General features: G+C 50.2%; 9 protein-coding genes. 8 read left to right on the forward strand and 1 reads right to left on the reverse strand.

What is annotated here, in order from left to right:
* Positions 1-3,273 (forward strand): glycoside hydrolase family 2 TIM barrel-domain containing protein, encoded by a 3,273-nt coding sequence (locus QFZ51_RS15520; RefSeq protein ID WP_429046995.1) that lies wholly within the window; start codon positions 1-3, stop codon positions 3,271-3,273.
* Between the two features lie 2 nt (positions 3,274-3,275).
* On the opposite strand, the gene QFZ51_RS15525 is transcribed toward QFZ51_RS15520, so the two are convergent.
* The gene (locus tag QFZ51_RS15525) at positions 3,276-5,597 is read right to left on the reverse strand and encodes a DUF5703 domain-containing protein (protein ID WP_429046996.1); all 2,322 of its coding nucleotides are present in this window, start codon (positions 5,595-5,597) and stop codon (positions 3,276-3,278) included.
* A 145-nt stretch (positions 5,598-5,742) separates the two neighbouring features.
* On the opposite strand from QFZ51_RS15525, the gene QFZ51_RS15530 reads away from it, so the two are divergent.
* The 7 genes from QFZ51_RS15530 (at position 5,743) to QFZ51_RS15560 (ending at position 19,491) form a co-directional block, all read left to right on the forward strand.
* Entirely contained in the window at positions 5,743-7,785 is a 2,043-nt protein-coding gene (locus tag QFZ51_RS15530; protein WP_429046997.1) for an alpha/beta hydrolase family protein, read from the forward strand.
* A gap of 85 nt (positions 7,786-7,870) precedes the next feature.
* Positions 7,871-9,646, forward strand: coding sequence for a family 16 glycoside hydrolase (locus tag QFZ51_RS15535; RefSeq protein WP_429046998.1), 1,776 nt, complete (start codon positions 7,871-7,873; stop codon positions 9,644-9,646).
* 5 nt (positions 9,647-9,651) lie between these two features.
* Positions 9,652-11,640, forward strand: coding sequence for a plastocyanin/azurin family copper-binding protein (locus QFZ51_RS15540; protein WP_429046999.1), 1,989 nt, complete (start codon positions 9,652-9,654; stop codon positions 11,638-11,640).
* A 7-nt stretch (positions 11,641-11,647) separates the two neighbouring features.
* A complete protein-coding gene (locus tag QFZ51_RS15545) occupies positions 11,648-15,460 on the forward strand; it encodes a glycosyl hydrolase family 95 catalytic domain-containing protein (protein WP_429047001.1) in 3,813 nt (1,270 codons plus the stop codon).
* Positions 15,461-15,467: 7 nt separating this feature from the next.
* Positions 15,468-16,208 carry a 3-keto-disaccharide hydrolase gene (locus tag QFZ51_RS15550; protein WP_429047002.1) on the forward strand — a complete coding sequence of 247 codons (741 nt, stop codon included), beginning with the start codon at positions 15,468-15,470 and terminating at the stop codon, positions 16,206-16,208.
* An 11-nt stretch (positions 16,209-16,219) separates the two neighbouring features.
* Complete coding sequence (locus QFZ51_RS15555; RefSeq protein ID WP_429047003.1) at positions 16,220-17,185, forward strand: pectinesterase family protein; 966 nt, start codon at positions 16,220-16,222, stop codon at positions 17,183-17,185.
* A gap of 5 nt (positions 17,186-17,190) precedes the next feature.
* Positions 17,191-19,491 carry a glycosyl hydrolase family 28 protein gene (locus QFZ51_RS15560; protein WP_429047004.1) on the forward strand — a complete coding sequence of 767 codons (2,301 nt, stop codon included), beginning with the start codon at positions 17,191-17,193 and terminating at the stop codon, positions 19,489-19,491.
* The last annotated feature ends 8 nt before the right edge of the window (positions 19,492-19,499 follow it).

Raw genomic sequence — 19,499 nt, forward strand, 5'->3', positions numbered from 1 at the left:
ATGAACCGTCGTCATTTTTTAATCAATACAACCGCCGCTATTACTGCGGGGCTGCTGTACCGCAAGGTATCGTTCGCCGCAGCGCCGGCAGCGCAACGTTATAAGATTGCTGTTTGCGACTGGATGATCCTGAAGCGGCAGAAGCTGGGCGCATTCCAGTTAACGAAAGACATTGGCGCTGATGGACTGGAGCTGGACATGGGAGGTTTGGGCACCCGTGAAACGTTTGACAACAAACTAACAGATCCCGCGATCGCCAAACAATTTATAGAAGAAGCGCGCAGGCTTAACCTGGAGATCAGTTCTATTGCCATGTCGGGGTTTTATGCGCAGTCGTTTGCAGAACGGCCTGGTGTAGACCGCATGGTACAGGATTGTATCAATACCATGCAGCAGTTGCAGGTGAAAGTAGCGTTCCTGCCGCTGGGCGTACAAGGCGACCTGGTACAACATCCGGAACTGCGTCCCGCTATTGTTAAACGGTTGAAGGCTGCGGCTGCACAGGCAGAAAAGGCAGGCGTGGTCATTGGCATAGAAACCGCGCTGGATGCTGCCGGAGAAGTGCAGTTGCTGAAAGATATTGGTTCTCCTGCTATCCAAAGCTATTTCAATTTTGCCAACGCCCTGGAAGCAGGCCGCGACCTGCAAAAGGAATTGCGCATACTTGGGAAAGACCGCATCTGCCAGATTCATTGTACCGATAAAGATGGCGTATGGTTGCAGGACAACCCGCGTATTCATCTCCCCAAAGTAAAACAAACACTGGATGAGATGGGCTGGCGTGGATGGCTGGTGATAGAACGCTCGCGTAATGCACAGGACCCGCGTAATGTAAAATGGAACTTTGGCGCTAACACCGCGTATTTAAAATCGGTTTTTTCAACAAGTGTGATCGGCGTCATGAAAAAAATAGTAACTACTTTATTGCTGCTCGCCACTATTGGCGCCCATGCACAGGAAACACAGCTTTTTGATAACGACTGGCGCTTCCATCGTGGTGGGGCGCAAGGCGCTGATAAAGCAGCTTTTGATGATACGCAATGGCGCATCGTGGATCTGCCGCATGACTGGAGTATAGAAGACCTCCCCGGCACCGCGTCGCCTTTTAACCGTGATGCGGTGAGCCAGGCAAGCGGCGGGTTTACCACCGGCGGTACCGGCTGGTATCGCAAAACATTTACGCTGCCTGTAACCCAGAAAGGGAAACGGATACAGGTACAGTTCGATGGTATTTATATGAACGCAGAAGTGTGGATCAATGGTAAACGGTTGGGTAGGCACCCTTACGGCTATACGTCGTTTTATTACGATGTCACTGACCGCGTAAAATTCGGTGAACAAAATGTACTCGCCGTAAAGGTCAGGAATGAAGGGGAAAACAGCCGTTGGTACGCTGGTTCAGGCATTTACCGCCATGTATGGTTAAAGGTGAAGGACCCCGTACACGTAGCGCAATGGGGCACTTATATTACTACGCCGGAAGTAAATGCCGCTGCCGCAAAAGTACATGTACAAACTAAAGTGATGAATGAAACCAGCAGCACTGCTGCGGTGAAAGTAATCACCCACCTTATGGATGCAAATGGGAAGGAAGTAGTTACGGCGACGGATACACGTGAATTAACACCCGGCGCGGTTGCCACGTGGGAACAGGATCTCACCGTACGCAAACCGGCGTTATGGTCGGTGCAATCGCCGGTGCTATATACCGCGGTAACGGAGGTTTACCGCCAGCAACAATTAACGGACCGTACTGTCACGCCTTTTGGTATCCGCAGTATTACCATTGACGCCGTGAATGGTTTCCGTTTAAACGGGCAACCGCTGAAACTAAAGGGCGGCTGCGTGCATCACGATAACGGCCCGCTCGGGGCAAAAGCCTACGACCGTGCAGAAGAACGCAAGGTAGAACTGCTTAAAGCCAGCGGTTATAATGCGGTGAGATGCGCGCACAATCCGCCTTCTCCTGCTTTCCTTGATGCCTGCGACCGGCTCGGTATACTGGTGATCGATGAAGCATTTGATACCTGGGAAGATGGAAAGAATCCTGACGACTATCACCTGTATTTTAAAGACTGGTGGAAGAAAGATGTGGAAAGTATGGTATACCGCGACCGGAATCATCCTGCCATCATCATGTGGAGCACCGGCAATGAAATCCCTAACCGCGAAAAGCCGGAAGTAGTGGAGGTGGCAAAGGCGCTCAGTAGTTTTATACGCACATTGGATACAACCCGGTTCGTCACCTGTGGTGTAAACGGCGTCACGGAAGATAAAGATGCTTTCCTCGCAACACTCGATGTGGCAGGTTACAACTATGCAAGAGATAAGTATCAAACGGATCACCAGCGGCTGCCGCAACGGGTGATGTTTGCAACGGAGTCTTTGCCGCTGGAAGCTTTTGACTATTGGATGGGCGTGGCAGATCATCCCTGGGTGATAGGTGATTTTGTATGGACCGCTTTCGATTACATCGGCGAAGCCAGCATCGGGTGGTTGGGATATTGGCAGGAGCAGGGCTTCTATCCCTGGAACCTTGCGTATTGCGGCGATATTGATGTTTGTGGTTGGAAGCGCCCACAGTCGTATTACCGCGATGTATTATGGAAAGAAGGACAGGTGTCTGTTTTTGTAAAACCACCGCAGCCGTCGTTTGCCACTAATCCGCATAAGGTGGACTGGAGCCGCTGGGAATGGCATGATGTATTAGCTAGCTGGAATTGGGAGAACACCGCACAACCATTGGAAGTGGAAGTATATTCCTCCTGCGAACAGGTGGAGCTGTCGCTCAATGGCCGGTCGCTGGGAAAAAAAGCAACCAACCGTGCCAATAAATTCACAGCCACCTGGCAGGTGCCTTACCAGGCCGGCACACTGAAAGCAACGGGTTATAATGGCCGTAAAGCAGTAAGCAGTGCAGTATTGCAAACAGCCGGTGAACCGGCAAAGATCAATATGGTAGCTGATCGTACGGCTATCCGGGCAAACGGGCAGGACTTAAGTTACATCACCGTGGAATTGCAGGATGCAAATGGTGTTCGTCATACTAAAGCAGACAACCAGGTACACTTTGATGTGGAAGGCCCTGGAACTATTGTGGGCGTTGGCAATGCGAACCCGCTCAGTACGGAGAGTTACCAGTTGCCACAGCGTAATGCCTGGCAGGGGAGATGCCTGGTGATTGTGAAATCTTCCGGGCAGGCGGGAAATATTGTTGTAAAGGCATCAGCATCCGGATTGCAAAGCAGCCAGGTAAGCATTGCAGTGAAATGATGTTATCGCAGCATTACCAGGACATCTTTTTTTCTTTCTTCAGGAAATACTTTCAGGGACAACAGCTTACCATTTTTTAAAACGCCTTCTACCGTTGTGTTGTAAGGTGCATGCAGTTTAAAATGAACGTCCCATGCAACCGGCCATGCCGGGAAAAGATAAAGGTGTTTACCGTCGTTTTGCAGCAGCATTTCCTGCAATCCGATCATGCCCGATCCACCCTGGTTATGATCCGGTGTCCAGTCGAAACCCGGCCCCCAGAAAGCCGGGAAGCGCGTGCTGGCATTCTTCAGTTTTTCGATAGTATAATAGGCGGCGCTGTCGGTAAGGCCCAGCCGGGCGCAGAAAATATTGTCCTGTTTCCAGCCAACGGCGCTGCGGTGTTTAACAGCCGTGGTATCATACCGCCAGGTGTTAATCGCTGTATCCAGTCCGGGTTTTCCTATGCCATATATGCCATAGGGGAATACCGGGTATAGCTGCGGCGTTTCCTGGTTGTTGATCCGCTCCCAGGATTGGGCCGGCGCAATGGTCGTGTAGCCATTCACGTTACGATAGGAGAGTAAGGGGATACGTTGCCGGAATAACTGCAGTTGTGTACGCGTGCTGTCGGAAAGATATTTGCCTGGTAGCTCCAGCATCCTGCTGGTAACGGTACTTAGCCCGGAGATGGTAGTAGCCGAATTATAGGTCATCTTATACGTTTCTGCTGCCGAGCCGGGATATAGCACGAGGTGGCCGTTTCCATCCAGCGCTTTGGAGCCGCGTAACCTTGCGAGGTATTGATAATGTTCATCAAAAAAAGTAAGACAACTTTCTATAAGCGGTATATACCGTGAAATATCTTTCCCGCTGAAGCGCTCCATGTCCAATATCATCAGGCAAAATTCAAGTACGGTATCCCACTCATATTCCAGCCAGTTGTTGTACTCTACGCCTTTATCAAACCAGGAGGGCCGTTTCCATCCATATTCACTGGCAGCAGGCAAACCAAAATATTCCATTTGTTCGGTGAAGCAGGCGCCGTTATGTCCCCAGTAAAACCGGCTCCTGGTGGTGGCATTTTTCAGCGCACGCAAATAGAAATCAAATTGCGCGGTCATCATATCAAAGTCGCCGCTTTTGAGCATGGGCCAGTATACCAGGCGCTGGTTCTGCGCGGTAAAGGTGCCGCCTCCCCAGTTGCGGTGATCCGGTGTAAAAGGAAATTTTTCATTTACAAATACCGGGTCATACGTAAAAAGCCCGCCATTGAATTTCGTAGGATAAGCGCCATATGCATTACAGCCAAGCATGTAGCGGAACAACTGGTAGTTCCGGCCCGCCTGCCATACGGCATTGGCAGTATCACCGCCCATAAAAATATAGCTCCTGTTCCAGTATTGCTGCCACCATGCAGTGGTCTGCTGAAAGGCGGTTTTTTCTGCTACGCTGGCTATCCGCAGTTGTTCCTGCAGTCCTTTGTACCATGCTTCCTGCGTGGATGTTTGCGCTGTATGCAGCAGTACATTGATGTGATGCGACTTTGAAGGACGGATGCTTTGCAGCTGCCAGGAGGTATACGCGGTGTTTATATATCGCCCGGTATCTGTACCGGCGGGCTGCATATCACTGCCCCAGAGGAAACCACCAAACGTAAGTCCCTGTTGGGGATTCCATAGTTGTGCCTTTACGGAGTCCAATCCTTGTTGTTGTACCGTGAAGTCAAATATCAGCGCATCATTCCGGTTGCGGTGATAAAACAACACCTTCCTGTCATCAAAAGTAACTTCATCATGATAAGCCGTAACGGCTACCGGTGCGCCTTTATAACCGGAGCATGCCAGCAGCTCCATTTTTGACATTACACGGTCGTCCATTCTCCAGTTTTCATAGTGCGCGGTGGCCGTTACCGGCTGACGGGTGTTCACGTCCACATGCACTACCGGGTGATGCACATCTACCCATACCCGGATCTGCGCCTGCTGCTTTCCTTTACTGCCGGTAATAGCTATGTAGCCTTCCCGCAGATGCAATGTTTGCCGGAATTGTGTACCTGCTTCAAAAGGATTGGGCATTAATTTTATCCTTAACCTGCCCTGCTTCAAAAAGGTATTGTTTTCATCAAAGGTGCCGCTGCGCGACAGGTAACATAACAATTCCCCGTTTTCCATCCATACATTCAGTCCTATGTCGCCGCCGCCACAAGGCATGGATTCCGCCGCATTCCGGCTCTGGCTGTTCCAGGTAATATTGTGGTTGTCCAGTTCCGGGAGCTGGGCAAAAGAAGGAGAGGTGTGAAGAATAGCGGCTGTGATAATAATATATCGGAAAATAGTTTTCATACAGATAGTGAGAAGATAAAGTTAACAGAACATTTCCTATTATGCTATACCACCGCGCTCCGGCAACGATTGCGTAAAAAAATACTTTTTTGCATAGATATTTCTGTAGCTTGATTGCGGTAAAGGAGAACAGAATTCCATGTTGATGAAAATATTTACGCGTAGCCTTTTACTATCCGATAAGTGTTACTTACACAATTATTTAACGGCTGCCATACTTATTCCATTTATTTTATTGCTGCCGGCCACAACGGTATGTGCGCAAGCGCCTGCCAGTATTATCGACTGGGGCGCAGATAAAATGCTGAACACCTACCTGATGCAGCAAATGCACCGGCAGTATGCGGGGCGTAGTAACCGGGTGCAGCAGGCCATGCAATCAGCTTCCAGCGTACAGGCTTACCAGCAACAGCTTCGTGCTTCCTATCGCCAGCTGTTGGGCGTATTGCCGGAAAAAACGCCGTTACAGCCAACGGTCACGGGTATACTCCGTCAGGATGGCTATCATATTGAAAAGATCATTTATCAGAGTTTCCCCAAACATCACGTAACGGCCAGTTTGTATGTGCCGGCAGGTAACGGTCCGTTTCCCGGTGTGCTATTATTTTGCGGTCATGAGGCAGAAGCAAAGGCCACACCCTCGTACCAGCAAACCGCTATCCTGTTCGCCAGGCAGGGGTTTGTGGTATTGATGATTGATCCTGTTTCACAAGGAGAGCGGCATCAGCTGACAGACAGCACTGGCCAGCCTTCCACAAGAGGAGGCACTACGGAACATACGCTGCTGAATACCGCAGCAGCCATGGTAGGCTCCAGTGTGGCCGCTTATGAATTATGGGATAATGAGCGGGGGCTCGATTACCTGCTGTCCCGTAAAGAAGTAGATACCACCAGGATCGGTTGCCTGGGTAATTCCGGCGGCGGCACACAAACCGCTTATTTCATGGCCTTTGAAAACAGGATAAAAGTTGCCGCGGTATGCAGCTACATCACCACCCGTGAAAGAACGTTTGAACTGTCTGGTCCATTGGATGGCTGTGTGCAAATACCCAATGAAGGTAAATACGGGTTGGAGATCACCGACTGTATGCACCTGCTGGCGCCTAAGCCGTTGCTGGTACTGGCCGGCAGATACGATTTTGTAGACTATACCGGCGCAGAACAGGCTTACAACGAAGCAAAACAATGTTATACTACCCTGGGAGCACCGGAACGGATAGAATTGTTCACGGTAGACGATGGGCATGGCATATCGCAACCTAAGCGCGAAGCCGCCGCCCGCTGGTTCAGGAGGTGGTTGTACCAGGATGATAAACCGGTACAGGAAGGGGTTCTTGCCGTGCTGCCAGCTACCGCGCTGAATTGTACCGGCAGCGGGGAATTAAATAATAGTATCTCCGGAGAAATTACCCTGCAACAACATTTCCTGCAAACCGCTACCGCGCTCGCCGCCCGCCGTATGCAATTTCAACGCACGGTTACTAAAAAAGCGTTTACAGATACATTGCAGCAATTACTGGGCATCCATGTCCGGCGGAATAAAGTGCAGGTGGAACGTGCCGCTACAAGGCAGCAACAGGAATGGGTATACGAAAAGTTATTGTTGCGCAGCGAAAATGAACCGCCGCTTCCTTTTATACTGATGCGGCCACCGGGCAATAGTGTGGTACAAAAGGTAGTGATATGCCTGAACGATGAAGGCAAGCGCACACTGCTGGACAGCACTGCCCTCCTGCAATCGTACCTGCAAAAAGGTTATGCGGTGTTATTGCCTGATCTGCGTGGAATAGGTGAAACGGCTGATGGAGCTGCATTCAATCATCCAAAATTTTATAACAGGGAGTACCGGAATGTGATGTCTTCCCTGCATATTGGCCGGCCGTTGATCGGCCAACGCGTAACAGACCTGTTGCTGCTGCTGGATTACCTGCAGTCGGACCAGGAGTTTCAGAAAAGCATGGTTGATATAAGAGCCTCCGGCGCTACGGCGCTGGTAGCCCTGCATGCAGCGGTAATAGATCCACGGATTAACCGCCTGCAAATAGACCAATACCCGGATTCCTTTATCACGATGATCCGCCGGATAATGAAGAAGGACCAATACAGTAACATAATTCCGGGCGCATTGCAATATTATGATGTGCCGGATCTTGTGCGGATGATGGATAAGCGTGTAGCTTTTCTGTAAGCAGCGTAGCAACTTTTTTTAATTCTTTGATAACCTGTCAATGTCGATCAGATCTCTTTTATTACAAAGTCTAACCATACTGGGTATGGCATCCTGCTCGTCCGGCAGTAAAAATGCCGTTCAGCCGGAAAGCCTGCCCATGGAGGAAATCAACCTGGATAATACGGATGCTTTTACGGCAACGGATCATCATTGGCGCATAGCCGGCAACGTATATGCGGACCGGCAGCAACCGCATCACATGGAAATTGCAGCCGGCAAAGGCATCCTGGTGTGTGACCTTTCCGGAAATACGGCAGACAGTACGGAGCTGCGCACCAGGCTGGTACATGGCGATCTTGACCTGGAGCTGGATTTCATGTTATCTGCTGATGCCGCGGCAAGTATTCTTTTCCAGGGAGAATATGCATTGCAGCTGAATGACAGATGGCTAAAAGACAGTGTTACAAACACAGACTGCGGAGCTATTGAAGGAAGACCGCCTGTATTGAACGCCTGCAAAGCGCCGGGTTTATGGCAGCACCTGTCGGTGAGATATAAGGCATTGCGTCCCTCAAAACCGGATAGCAATGGTGTTTACTCCGGAAGCGAAAACGGCTTTGCATCCGTGGAACTGAATGGCCGCGCGGTGAGCGGGTTGCAGATCATTAACACACACGACACCGCATTGCGCGATGTACCCGGACCGCTGCGTTTTATCGTATACAAAGGCCCGGTGGCCTTCCGGAATATCCGCTATAAAACCTATGGCAATGATCGCGCGAAATTAGCAGATATGCGTTTCCGTGTGTATAAGGGCGTCTATAAAAATCACGATACGCTGCGACAGCTAACGCCCGTAAAATCAGGCAGCACCGATTCACTGACCTTCCATACCGGCGATAAACGCGCCCACTTATTAGTGGAAGGAAAACTACTGGTACCGGTAACAGGCCAATACATCTTCAGGCTGCAGGCCGGTGGTCCTGTGCGGTTAATGATTGATGGAAATGAAATCGCCAACAACGGCGGTACCCGCGACTACCAGCGCGCTTTTTACGGTGATACTACGCTGGAGAAAGGAGAACATACTTTTCAACTCAGCTACGCCAATTACGACGAAAGCCTGGTACTGCTGTATGAAGGTCCGCATATTCCTTTTACCGCCCTTACTACGCCTGCTTCTGAAAGGATGGCAGAAATATCGCCACAGATGGAATATCCTGTTAGGAATGCCCCGGCAGTACAACGCGGTTTTATAGAACATCGCGGTAAGGTTAATCCATACAGCATAGCAGTGGGTATGCCCGGCGGATTGAACTACGCTTACGATATGGTTAACTATAGCCCTTTAATGACCTGGCACGGCCGGTACCTGGATATCGCTGAAATGTGGCATGAACGCGGTGAGAAGCAGCTGGAAAAACCTTTGGGCGCTGCCCTGGAACTGGCAGGTACGCCGTCTATTGCGGAGTTGCAGGCCCCGGATGCCCCATGGCCGGACTCCATACGGGAAGACAGCAGCAGCTATACTAACCGCGGATATAAACTGTTGCCGGATGGATTGCCGGTGTACCTGTATACCTTGCATCAATGGTCTGTGGAAGATTATCTGCATCCCCGCAGCGACCGGAAAGGATTGATCCGCGAGGTGACGGTGACCAATAACGGAAGCACTAACGGGAACGCCTGGTGGTTAATGGCAAGCGGCGGCGTCATCGAAAAATTACCGGATGGCAGTTATGCGGTAGATGATAAACAATATTATATAGAAACAGCCTTGTCGCCGCAGATCGTGCAAAGTAAAGGACAATACCGTTTGTTAGTGCCCTTGCCGGCGGATAGCAAAAAGGTGAACATTCATTATTCCATTATCTGGTAAAAATTATGATAAGCAAACAACATAGGTCTTTTTTGTTGCTCGTGTGGAGTATGCTGTTACCCTGTATGGCAGCTGCACAACAGGAGATGAAGGCCAGGGAAAGTAAATATTATTCCATCACAGACGTGCCCATACCAGACAGCGTAGCGCTGGAAGTGGGAGGTCTCGCATTTACACCGGACGACAAGCTGGGAGTGGCCACCCGGCACGGGGAGATATGGCTGATTACAGATCCCTACCAGAAGAAATCAAGATATCCGCATTATACCCGCTTTGCAGCAGGCATGCATGAAACTCTGGGCCTTGCCTGGCACAACGGTTCCTTTTACACTACGCAACGCTCGGAATTAACCCGTGTTACAGATACAGACAAAGACGGGAAAGCCGATCTCTTTCAAACGGTTGCCTCCTGGCCTTTATCGGGCAATTACCATGAATATTCCTACGGACCGCTGTTCCTGCCCAACGGAGATATGATCGTTACGCTCAACCTTTCCTGGATTGGTCGCGGCGCAAGCCTTACCAAGTGGCGTGGCTGGATGATGCAGATAAAACCGGATGGCACCATGAAACCTTTTGCCGGCGGCATGCGCTCTCCCGCAGGTTTTGGATTGTCGGAGAGCGGGGATATTTTTTTTGCAGAAAACCAGGGCGACTGGATCGGGTCCGGAAGGATCACTCAACTGGACTATGGCGATTTTGCGGGTCACCCTGCAGGTATGCGCTGGTCCGGCGAATACGGATCACCACTGCATTTAAAGCCGCAGCAATTTCCTGACTCCATCGGTATCCTGCACGATTTTGCCCGTAAAATACCGCACTTCAAGGAACCCAGCGTATGGTTTCCGCATACACTCATGGGCACTTCTACGTCAGCAGTCATCAACATCGACTCAGACGCATTTGGTCCTTTTAAAGGCCAGCTGCTGGTAGGCGATCAGGGACACAGCAAAGTAATGCGCGCCTTCCTGGAGAAAGTGAACGGCAAATACCAGGGCGCCTGTTTCCCTTTCCTGGAAGGGTTTTCGTCAGGTGTGCTGCGGCTTGTATGGGGAAGCGATCATTCGTTATTTGTTGGTATGACCAGCAGGGGATGGGCCTCTACAGGGCCGGCTCCCTACGGTTTGCAACGGGTGAACTTTAAGGGTAACACGCCTTTTGAGATAAAGGCCATGCGGGCGCAAAGCAATGGCTTTGAACTTGAATTTACATCTCCGGTAAATAAAAAACAGGCTGTCAATAACCGCTTATTCCAGGTAACAGGATTTACGTATAGCTATCACAGTAAGTACGGCAGCCCGGTGATTAACAGTCAACCCTGCGCCGTTGTAAAAAGCGAAGTGTCTGATGATGGCCGCCGGGTGAGGATCTATGTAGAAGGTTTACGCGAAGGATATATTCATGCGCTGGATATAACCGGTCTGCAATCGCAGGCCGGCGTACCACTGTTGCATAATACGGCCTATTATACGCTGAATGCTATTCCGGCTGGAAGCGGCGGGATGCCTGGTTGTGCTATAACACCCAAAAGCGCGGCAGCTACTGCCAATAATAATACTGCCTGTGGCAGTGATCCTTCGAAATGCGTAAATATGCAGCCGGCCAGCTGGACCAAAGGTCCCGATGTAGTCATCAAAATAGGTACCCTGCCCGGTCTGAAGTTTGATCCGGCTGAAGTGCAGGTGCCGGCGGGAAGCAAAGTGAAACTGGTGTTTAATAATAACGATGATATGCTGCATAACCTGGTGATCGTAAAACCCGGCAAAGGAGATGTGGTAGGAAAACTGGCGATGGATATGGGATTGAATGGTTCCCAGCTCGCCTATGTGCCCCGTTCAGCAGATGTGTTGTTTAACACCTGCCTGTTGCAACCGGAAACATCACAGGGCATTTATTTTATTGCACCGGCAACACCGGGTAATTACCCTTACGTATGTACGTTCCCCGGGCATTATACCGTGATGAAAGGAATATTGAAAGTTGTAAAGAAATAAAGTGATCATGCAACGATTTTTCTATGTTTGTTTATGGATATGCGTGTCGGCCAATAGCTGGGCACAGGACAGGAAAGCTGTATTAAGTACAGATAAACTGAAGAAATATGTTACGCTCTTCAACCGCCTGGACACAGGAGAAGTGAAACAATACATCCCGGATGACCAGGCAGCTGCGTGGCTTGAAAGCAATGTGCCGTTATTTGATTGCCCTGATAACATGATCGAACAAACGTACTATTTCCGCTGGTGGAGTTTTCGTAAGCATCTTAAAAAAACTCCTGACGGGTTTATCTTCACAGAATTTATTATTCCTGTAAAACATGCAGGCAGATATAATGCACTGAGTTGCGCACTTGGCCATCATATTTATGAAGGACGCTGGTTGCGCGATACACAGTACGTTCATCAATATATCCGCTATTGGCTGGAGAAGGACCAGCAGCAGACCAAACCGCGTTTCCACCAGTTCAGCAGCTGGGCGGCGGATGCTATCTATAATTATTATCTCGTAAATGCGGACCGGAATTTTGCCCTAAGCCTGCTGGATTCACTCGATAAAGATTACCGGCTGTGGGAGCAGGAAAGAGGTTTACCCGACGGCATGTACTGGCAGTTTGATGTGAAAGATGGCATGGAAGAATCCATCAGTGGTTCACGTAAGGAAAGAAATATCCGTCCCACTATCAATAGCTATATGTACGGAAATGCCAGGGCATTGTCGCAGTTGGCTGCTATGGCCGGGCGCGACAGTCTCCGGCAGAGATACGTGCAACTGGCAGCACAGCTCAAAGCCGGTGTGCAAAACAGGCTTTGGGATGATACCGCTGCTTTTTTTAAGGTGCAATTGGCCAAGGGCCCGTTGTCAGGCGTAAGAGAAGAAATAGGGTATATCCCCTGGTATTTCAACCTGCCGGACGATCAGCCTGAATATGCAAAGGCCTGGCAGCAGTTAACAGACCGCAACGGCTTTAATGCGCCCTGGGGGCTTACCACCGCAGAGCAGCGGCATCCGGCTTTTCGTACGCACGGTACCGGTGGTTGCGAGTGGGACGGCGCCATATGGCCGTTTGCCACTACACAAACATTGAAAGGGCTGGCCAACCTGCTTACGTGTTACCGGCATCATGACGGCATCACTGCAAGTGTATATTTCCGCGCGTTACAAACCTATGCGCGCTCCCATCAGAAAAACGGGCAGCCTTACCTGGGTGAATACCAGGATGAAAAGAATGGCTACTGGCTGAAGGGGGATGATCCGCGCAGCAGCTATTATAACCACTCCAGCTTCTGCGACCTGGTGATCAGCGACCTGGTGGGACTGAAACCACGGGACGATGAACAGGTGGAGATATACCCGCTGATACCCGCCGGAACCTGGGATTACTTTTGCCTGGACCAGGTGCGTTATCATGGCCGCCTGCTTACCATCCTGTGGGATAAAACGGGTAAAAAATATCATAAAGGGAAAGGCTTCCAGGTGTTTGCAGATGGGGGGAAAATATACAGCGGAGCCAATCTTACACCCGTACTAACGCCACTGCCGCCCAAAAAAGCAGCGTTAACGCTTTGGTATGACCACCCCGCTGCTAAATGGACCGCCGCAATACCCATCGGCAACGGGCGCTTGGGCGCCATGATCTTTGGGGGTGTAAATGAAGAACACCTGCAGTTCAATGAAGCTACCTTATGGACTGATGGTCCGCGTGAACATGCGCGTGCCGGTGTGGTACAGTACCTGCCAAAGATCTGTGCACTCCTCGCCGAAGGGCGGCAAAAGGAAGCGGAACAACTGGCGGAAGAGCATTTCATGGGACAGAAAAGCGCGCCGCCGGTATCCCGCTATGAGGCGGATTATCAGCCGTTCGGCGACCTTTGGCTACGTTTTAAAGATACACTGCCGGCCGCAACAGGTTACCGGCGGGAACTGGACCTTGCTAACGCTGTTGCCCGTACGACTTATATTGCCAATAACGTGCAATATACCCGCGAGTATTTTTCCAGTGCACCACATCAGGCCATCGTTCTGCGGCTGTCGGCTAATAAGCCCGGCAGCATCAGCTTCACCGCTGCATTGAAAAGCCCGCAGCCATTGTATACCACCCGGAAAATAAATGACAGCACGCTGGCGCTTTCCCTGAAAGTACTGCACGGCGTGTTGAAAGGAGAAAGCTGGCTGAAGGTGAGTGTGTCAAACGGACGTGTAGCCGTTACAGATAGCAGCATCACGGTTACTAACGCGAACGCAGCTACGCTATATCTTACTGCTGCTACCAGTTACCGCAATTATAAGGATGTTTCGGCGGATCCGGCGACGCTGTGCAGGAAGGTTATACAGCCGTTATCATCTTACCAAAACATACGCTCCGCACATATCAAAGACTACCAGCAATATTTCAATACCTTCTCGGTGGATCTGGGCCAGGGACAAACGGAGTTGCCTACAGACCAGCGGATCAGCCGGTTTACCGCGACTACCGATCCCGCGCTGGCCGCATTGTATATTCAATACGCCCGGTATCTGATGATCTCCGGGTCGAGGCCAGGCGGACAACCACTCAACTTACAGGGTATCTGGAACGATCAGATGTCGCCGCCCTGGGGCAGTAAGTATACCACCAATATTAACCTGGAAATGAATTACTGGCCGGCAGAAGTGTTGCATCTCTCCAAATGTGCGGAGCCGCTGTTCGCCATGACCCGCGAATTATCGGAAGCGGGCCGCCGCACCGCAACGGAGCATTACGGTGCTCCTGGGTGGGTGTTGCATCATAACACGGATTTGTGGAGAGGAACAGCGCCTATCAATGCCGCCAACCACGGCATATGGGTTACAGGCGCTGCATGGCTGTGCCACCATCTGTGGGAACATTATCTCTATACAAAGGATAAAGTTTTTTTACAGCAACAGGCTTACCCGTTGATGAAAGCCGCAGCTGATTTTTTTGTGAATTTCCTCGTAAAAGATCCTGCCACAGGCTGGCTGATCAGCACTCCTTCCAACTCGCCGGAGAATGGCGGCTTAGTGGCGGGTCCCACGATGGACCACCAGCTAATAAGAGACCTGTTCCGGAATTGTATACAAGCCAGCGAAATATTGCACCAGGACGCCGCCTTCCGTGAAACCTTACAGGCAAAATATAAACAGATTGCGCCCAACCAGGTAGGAAAGTACGGGCAGCTGCAGGAGTGGTTGCAGGATGTGGATGACCCGGAAAATCATCACCGCCATGTATCGCACCTGTGGGGCGTATTCCCCGGCACCGACATTACCTGGGATCAATCGCCGTCCATGATGAAAGCCGCCCGCCAATCGCTTCTTTTCCGTGGCGATGATGGCACCGGCTGGAGCCTGGCCTGGAAGATCAACCTCTGGGCAAGGTTCAAAGACGGCAATCACGCGCTTACCATGATCAACAAATTACTTACTCCCGCGGAAGGCCCTACCGGAAAGGCACACGGAGGATCGTATATTAACCTGTTTGATGCGCATCCGCCTTTCCAGATAGATGGAAATTTTGGCGGCGCTTCCGGCATGGCAGAAATGATCGTGCAAAGCCATATGGATTATATTGAACTGCTGCCCGCGTTGCCGGATGCCTGGCCCTCGGGACAGGTCAGCGGCATTTGCGCCAGGGGAGGTTTTGTGCTGGATATCCGCTGGCAACAATGCCAGCTGCAGCAACTAACGGTAACGGCTACTTCAGATGGACCTTGTGAATTGCGCTATAAAGAACAACAGGTGAAATTTACGGCGAAGAAAGGAAAGCGCTACCAGTTACAGATGACAGTCGGCCGGTTACAAATGATCAAGCAATGATTTCTCTATGAAAACAATTTATCTTTTTACAGCATTCCTTTTTTTTACATACGTTGTGCAGGCACAGGAAATAAAACCGGAAGCTACGGAGGACTGGTCCACGCAACCGCCGCAGGTAACACCCGGTAAAAATGCAGGCCCCCCTTCCGATGCCATCGTGTTGTTTGCAGGGGAAAAAGACCTGGGCAAATGGGAGCACGCCGACAGCAGCGCGGTAAAATGGACCGTAAAAGGAAGCGAACTAACGGTAACGCCTAGAGCCAAAGATATCCGTACCAAACAGGCCTTCGGCAATATACAACTGCACATAGAATGGAAAACACCTGATCCCCGGGAAGATCGTGGTAATAGTCGTGGTAACAGCGGGGTACTGTTCATGGGACTATATGAACTGCAGATATACGAGAACTATCAATATCTTCATAAAATCTATTACAACGGGCAGGCAGGCAGTATCTATAAACAATACGCGCCGCTGGTAAATGCCTGTTTGCCGCCGCAAACCTGGCAAACATTTGATGTGGTATTTGAAGCCCCGGTATTCAACACCGACCGGTCGATGAAAACACCGGCGTATATCACGGTATTTCATAACGGGGTATTGATACAATATCATGTAGCTATCAAAGGACCAATGGTATATGCCGGTTACCCGGAGTATCAATATCATGAAAATAAATTACCGCTGGTATTACAGGAACATAATAGCCGCGTGAGCTTCCGCAATATCTGGTTAAGGGAATTCTAAAAATCATCCATATGAAAAAAATATTTTACCTGCTACTTATTATATGCTCCGCTGCAGGCGCAATGGCGCAGCAAGTATATCCCTCGCGGTTAACGGTGGCTAAAGATGGCAGCGGAGACTATAGTACCATCCAGGAAGCGGTGAATGCCGTCAGGGCTTATTCTCCCGTACCACTTACTATTACTATTAAAAACGGGGTGTATCCCGAAAAGCTGGTCGTTCCTTCATGGGTTACAAACATCACCTTCATCGGTGAAAGCCGTGATAGCACTATTATCACCAATGATGATTATTCCGGTAAGCTGGTGGGAGATAAGAAGTTAAGTACTTTCAACTCCTACACCGTATGGGTGCAGGGCAATGATGTGAAAATAGAAAACCTTACGATCCGGAATACAGCAGGGCGTGTAGGCCAGGCCGTTGCATTGCATGTAGACGGCGATCATTTTGTGATCCGTAACTGTAATCTGCTCGGCAACCAGGATACGCTGCTGACGGCTAACAGCAACAGCTGCCAGTATTATGAGAATTGTCTGATTGAAGGCACCACCGATTTTATTTTTGGCCCGGCTACGGCGTTGTTCCGTAGCTGCGCCATCCGGAGCCTTTCCGATTCCTATATCACGGCCGCTTCTACCACAAAGGAACAGGCATACGGCTATGTATTCCTGGAATGCAACATCACAGCTGGTAAAGAGGCCAGCAAAGTATATCTCGGCAGACCGTGGCGGGCGTATGCCCGTACCGTTTTTATCCGATGTGAAATGGGCAGGCATATTTTGCCGGCAGGCTGGCATAACTGGGATAAAAAGGAAAATGAACAAACTGCTTTTTACGCAGAATATAATAACACGGGAGAAGGGGCCATTGTTGCAGGGCGGGTTCCCTGGAGCAAGCAATTGAGCGCCAGGGAGGCCAAAAGATATGTGGCGACTAATATATTGGGAGGGTGGGATCCTGTTAACAAAGAAAAATAACTGGTATGAACATACGAAAGATAAGCATCTTAATGGCCGCAGGCATAGGAATAGCTGTACAGGCTTTTTCGCAGTATTCCTGGACGCGGTTACCTGAAATAGCATCTCCTGTTTTTAAGAAAGATACTTTTAATATCACCCGCTATGGCGCGGTTCCGGATGGTATTACATTGAATACAACGGCGATCAATAACGCGATCACCGCATGCAGCCGGAATGGTGGCGGCGTGGTGCTGGTGCCGGAAGGACTCTGGCTTACCGGGCCTGTGGTCATGAAAAATAATGTGAACCTGCATCTGAAAAGTGCCGCTACGCTATTGTTTACACCGGATAAGAGCCAGTATGCGTTGGTGGAAGGTCTTTATGAAGGCCGTTCCGCCGCCCGTAACCAATCGCCGGTAAGCGGCAGCAACCTGCATGACATCGCCATTACCGGGAAAGGAGTGATTGATGGTAACGGTGATGTATGGCGTGCAGTGGGCAAGGGCCAGCTAACCGAAAGTGAATGGAAAAAGAAAGTAGCGTCGGGTGGTGTATTTGGAAAAAATGGAAATGAATGGTATCCGAGTGAGCAATACAAAGCGGCTAAGGAACAAGGCATGAGCATGCTGCTGGTGCCAGGCAAGCCACTGGAGGAGTATGCCGTGATGAAAGATTTCCTCCGGCCCAATCTTGTAGCGCTGAATAACTGCAAAAGAGTATTGCTGGAGGGCGTAATTTTCCAGAACTCCGCTGCGTGGTGCCTGCATCCTTCTCTTTGCGAAGATCTCACTTTGCGTAACCTGCTGGTTAAAAACCCGGCTTATGCGCAAAACGGGGATGGCGCTGATATTGAGTCGTGCCGCAACTTTTTGATAGAGGGCTGCACATTTGATGTAGGTGATGATGCCATTTGCATCAAATCCGGCAAAGATGAAGAAGGACGCCGGCGGGGCAAGCCAACCGAAAATGGTATTGTGCGTAACAGTATTGTGTATAAAGCCCACGGCGGTTTTGTGATAGGCAGTGAAATGAGTGGCGGCGCCCGGAACATTTTTGTATACAACTGTACTTTTGTGGGAACGGACAAGGGGCTGCGATTCAAATCCACCCGTGGCCGTGGAGGCGTGGTGGAAAAGATCTATGCAAAGAATATATTCATGAAAGATATTGTGGAAGAAGCGGTATTTTTTGACCTGTACTACTTCGTGAAATTTACTACAGACAGCCAGCGGGATGAACGGCCACAGGTAAATGAAGGTACGCCGGTATTCAGGGACATGGAGTTTGATAACATTGTTTGTAATGGTGCAAAGAAAGCAATTTTTATCCGTGGTTTACCGGAGATGCCGGTGAGGAACATCCGGATCAGCAATAGTGTCTTTAAAACAACTATCGGAAAAGAATTAACGGATGCCGATAATATTGTGCTTGATAATGTGCGGATGGACACACAAGTGCCGCGGGATACGTCTTTCGCCGTTTGGAGTACTTATCAGAAACAACGTTTGAAGTTTCCATTTATAAAGATTGCATCGCCAACGCCGCCCGCCGGTATGAAGCAGGCAATGGATGTGCCTTATCGCGAAGCAAGCGGTCGCAGTTTATTACTGGATGTATTTTATAGTAAAGAAAAACAGCGTAAACCTGCGGTGTTACTGATCTTTGGCGGTGGCTGGCATTCGGGCGATAAAACCCATAACCATGCAATGGCAGTGGAGCTGGTGAAAAGAGGATACGTAGCGGTATCAGCAGAATACCGTTTGTCCGGGGAAGCGCAATACCCCGCGGCTGTGCAGGATCTGAAGGCGGCTGTACGTTGGATGCGCGCGCATGCTGGTGAGTATGGTATTGATACCAATCACATTGCAGCACTGGGTTGTTCTGCCGGTGGGCAGCTGGCTGCGTTAATGGGCGCCACCAACGGCGCACCAAAGTTTGAAGAGGGCAACATAGCTCATTCCTCCGCTGTTCAGGCCGCCATTGATATCGATGGTATCCTGGCATTCAAACACCCGGAGTCGGCGGAAGCCGGCGCGGCGTCTGAATGGCTGGGCGGCACCTATGAGGAAAAGCCGGAGCTATGGAAGGAGGCATCTGCATTAACCTATGCAGGAAGCAATACGGTTCCCATGCTTTTTATTAACAGCTCCTTTCCCCAGTTTCATGCCGGCAGGAACGACATGATGCGTGTACTGAAAGAACACAAGATCTATTCGGAAGCCCATGAGCTGCCGGATACGCCGCATCCGTTCTGGTTTTTTGATCCCTGGTTTGATAAAACAATGGATTATTCCACTGCATTTCTGCAGAAGGTTTTCAGGTAAAACAGCTA

Origin of the sequence: Chitinophaga sp. W3I9, from assembly GCF_050434025.1 — a bacterium.
In the GTDB taxonomy this organism is placed as follows: Bacteria; Bacteroidota; Bacteroidia; order Chitinophagales; family Chitinophagaceae; genus Chitinophaga.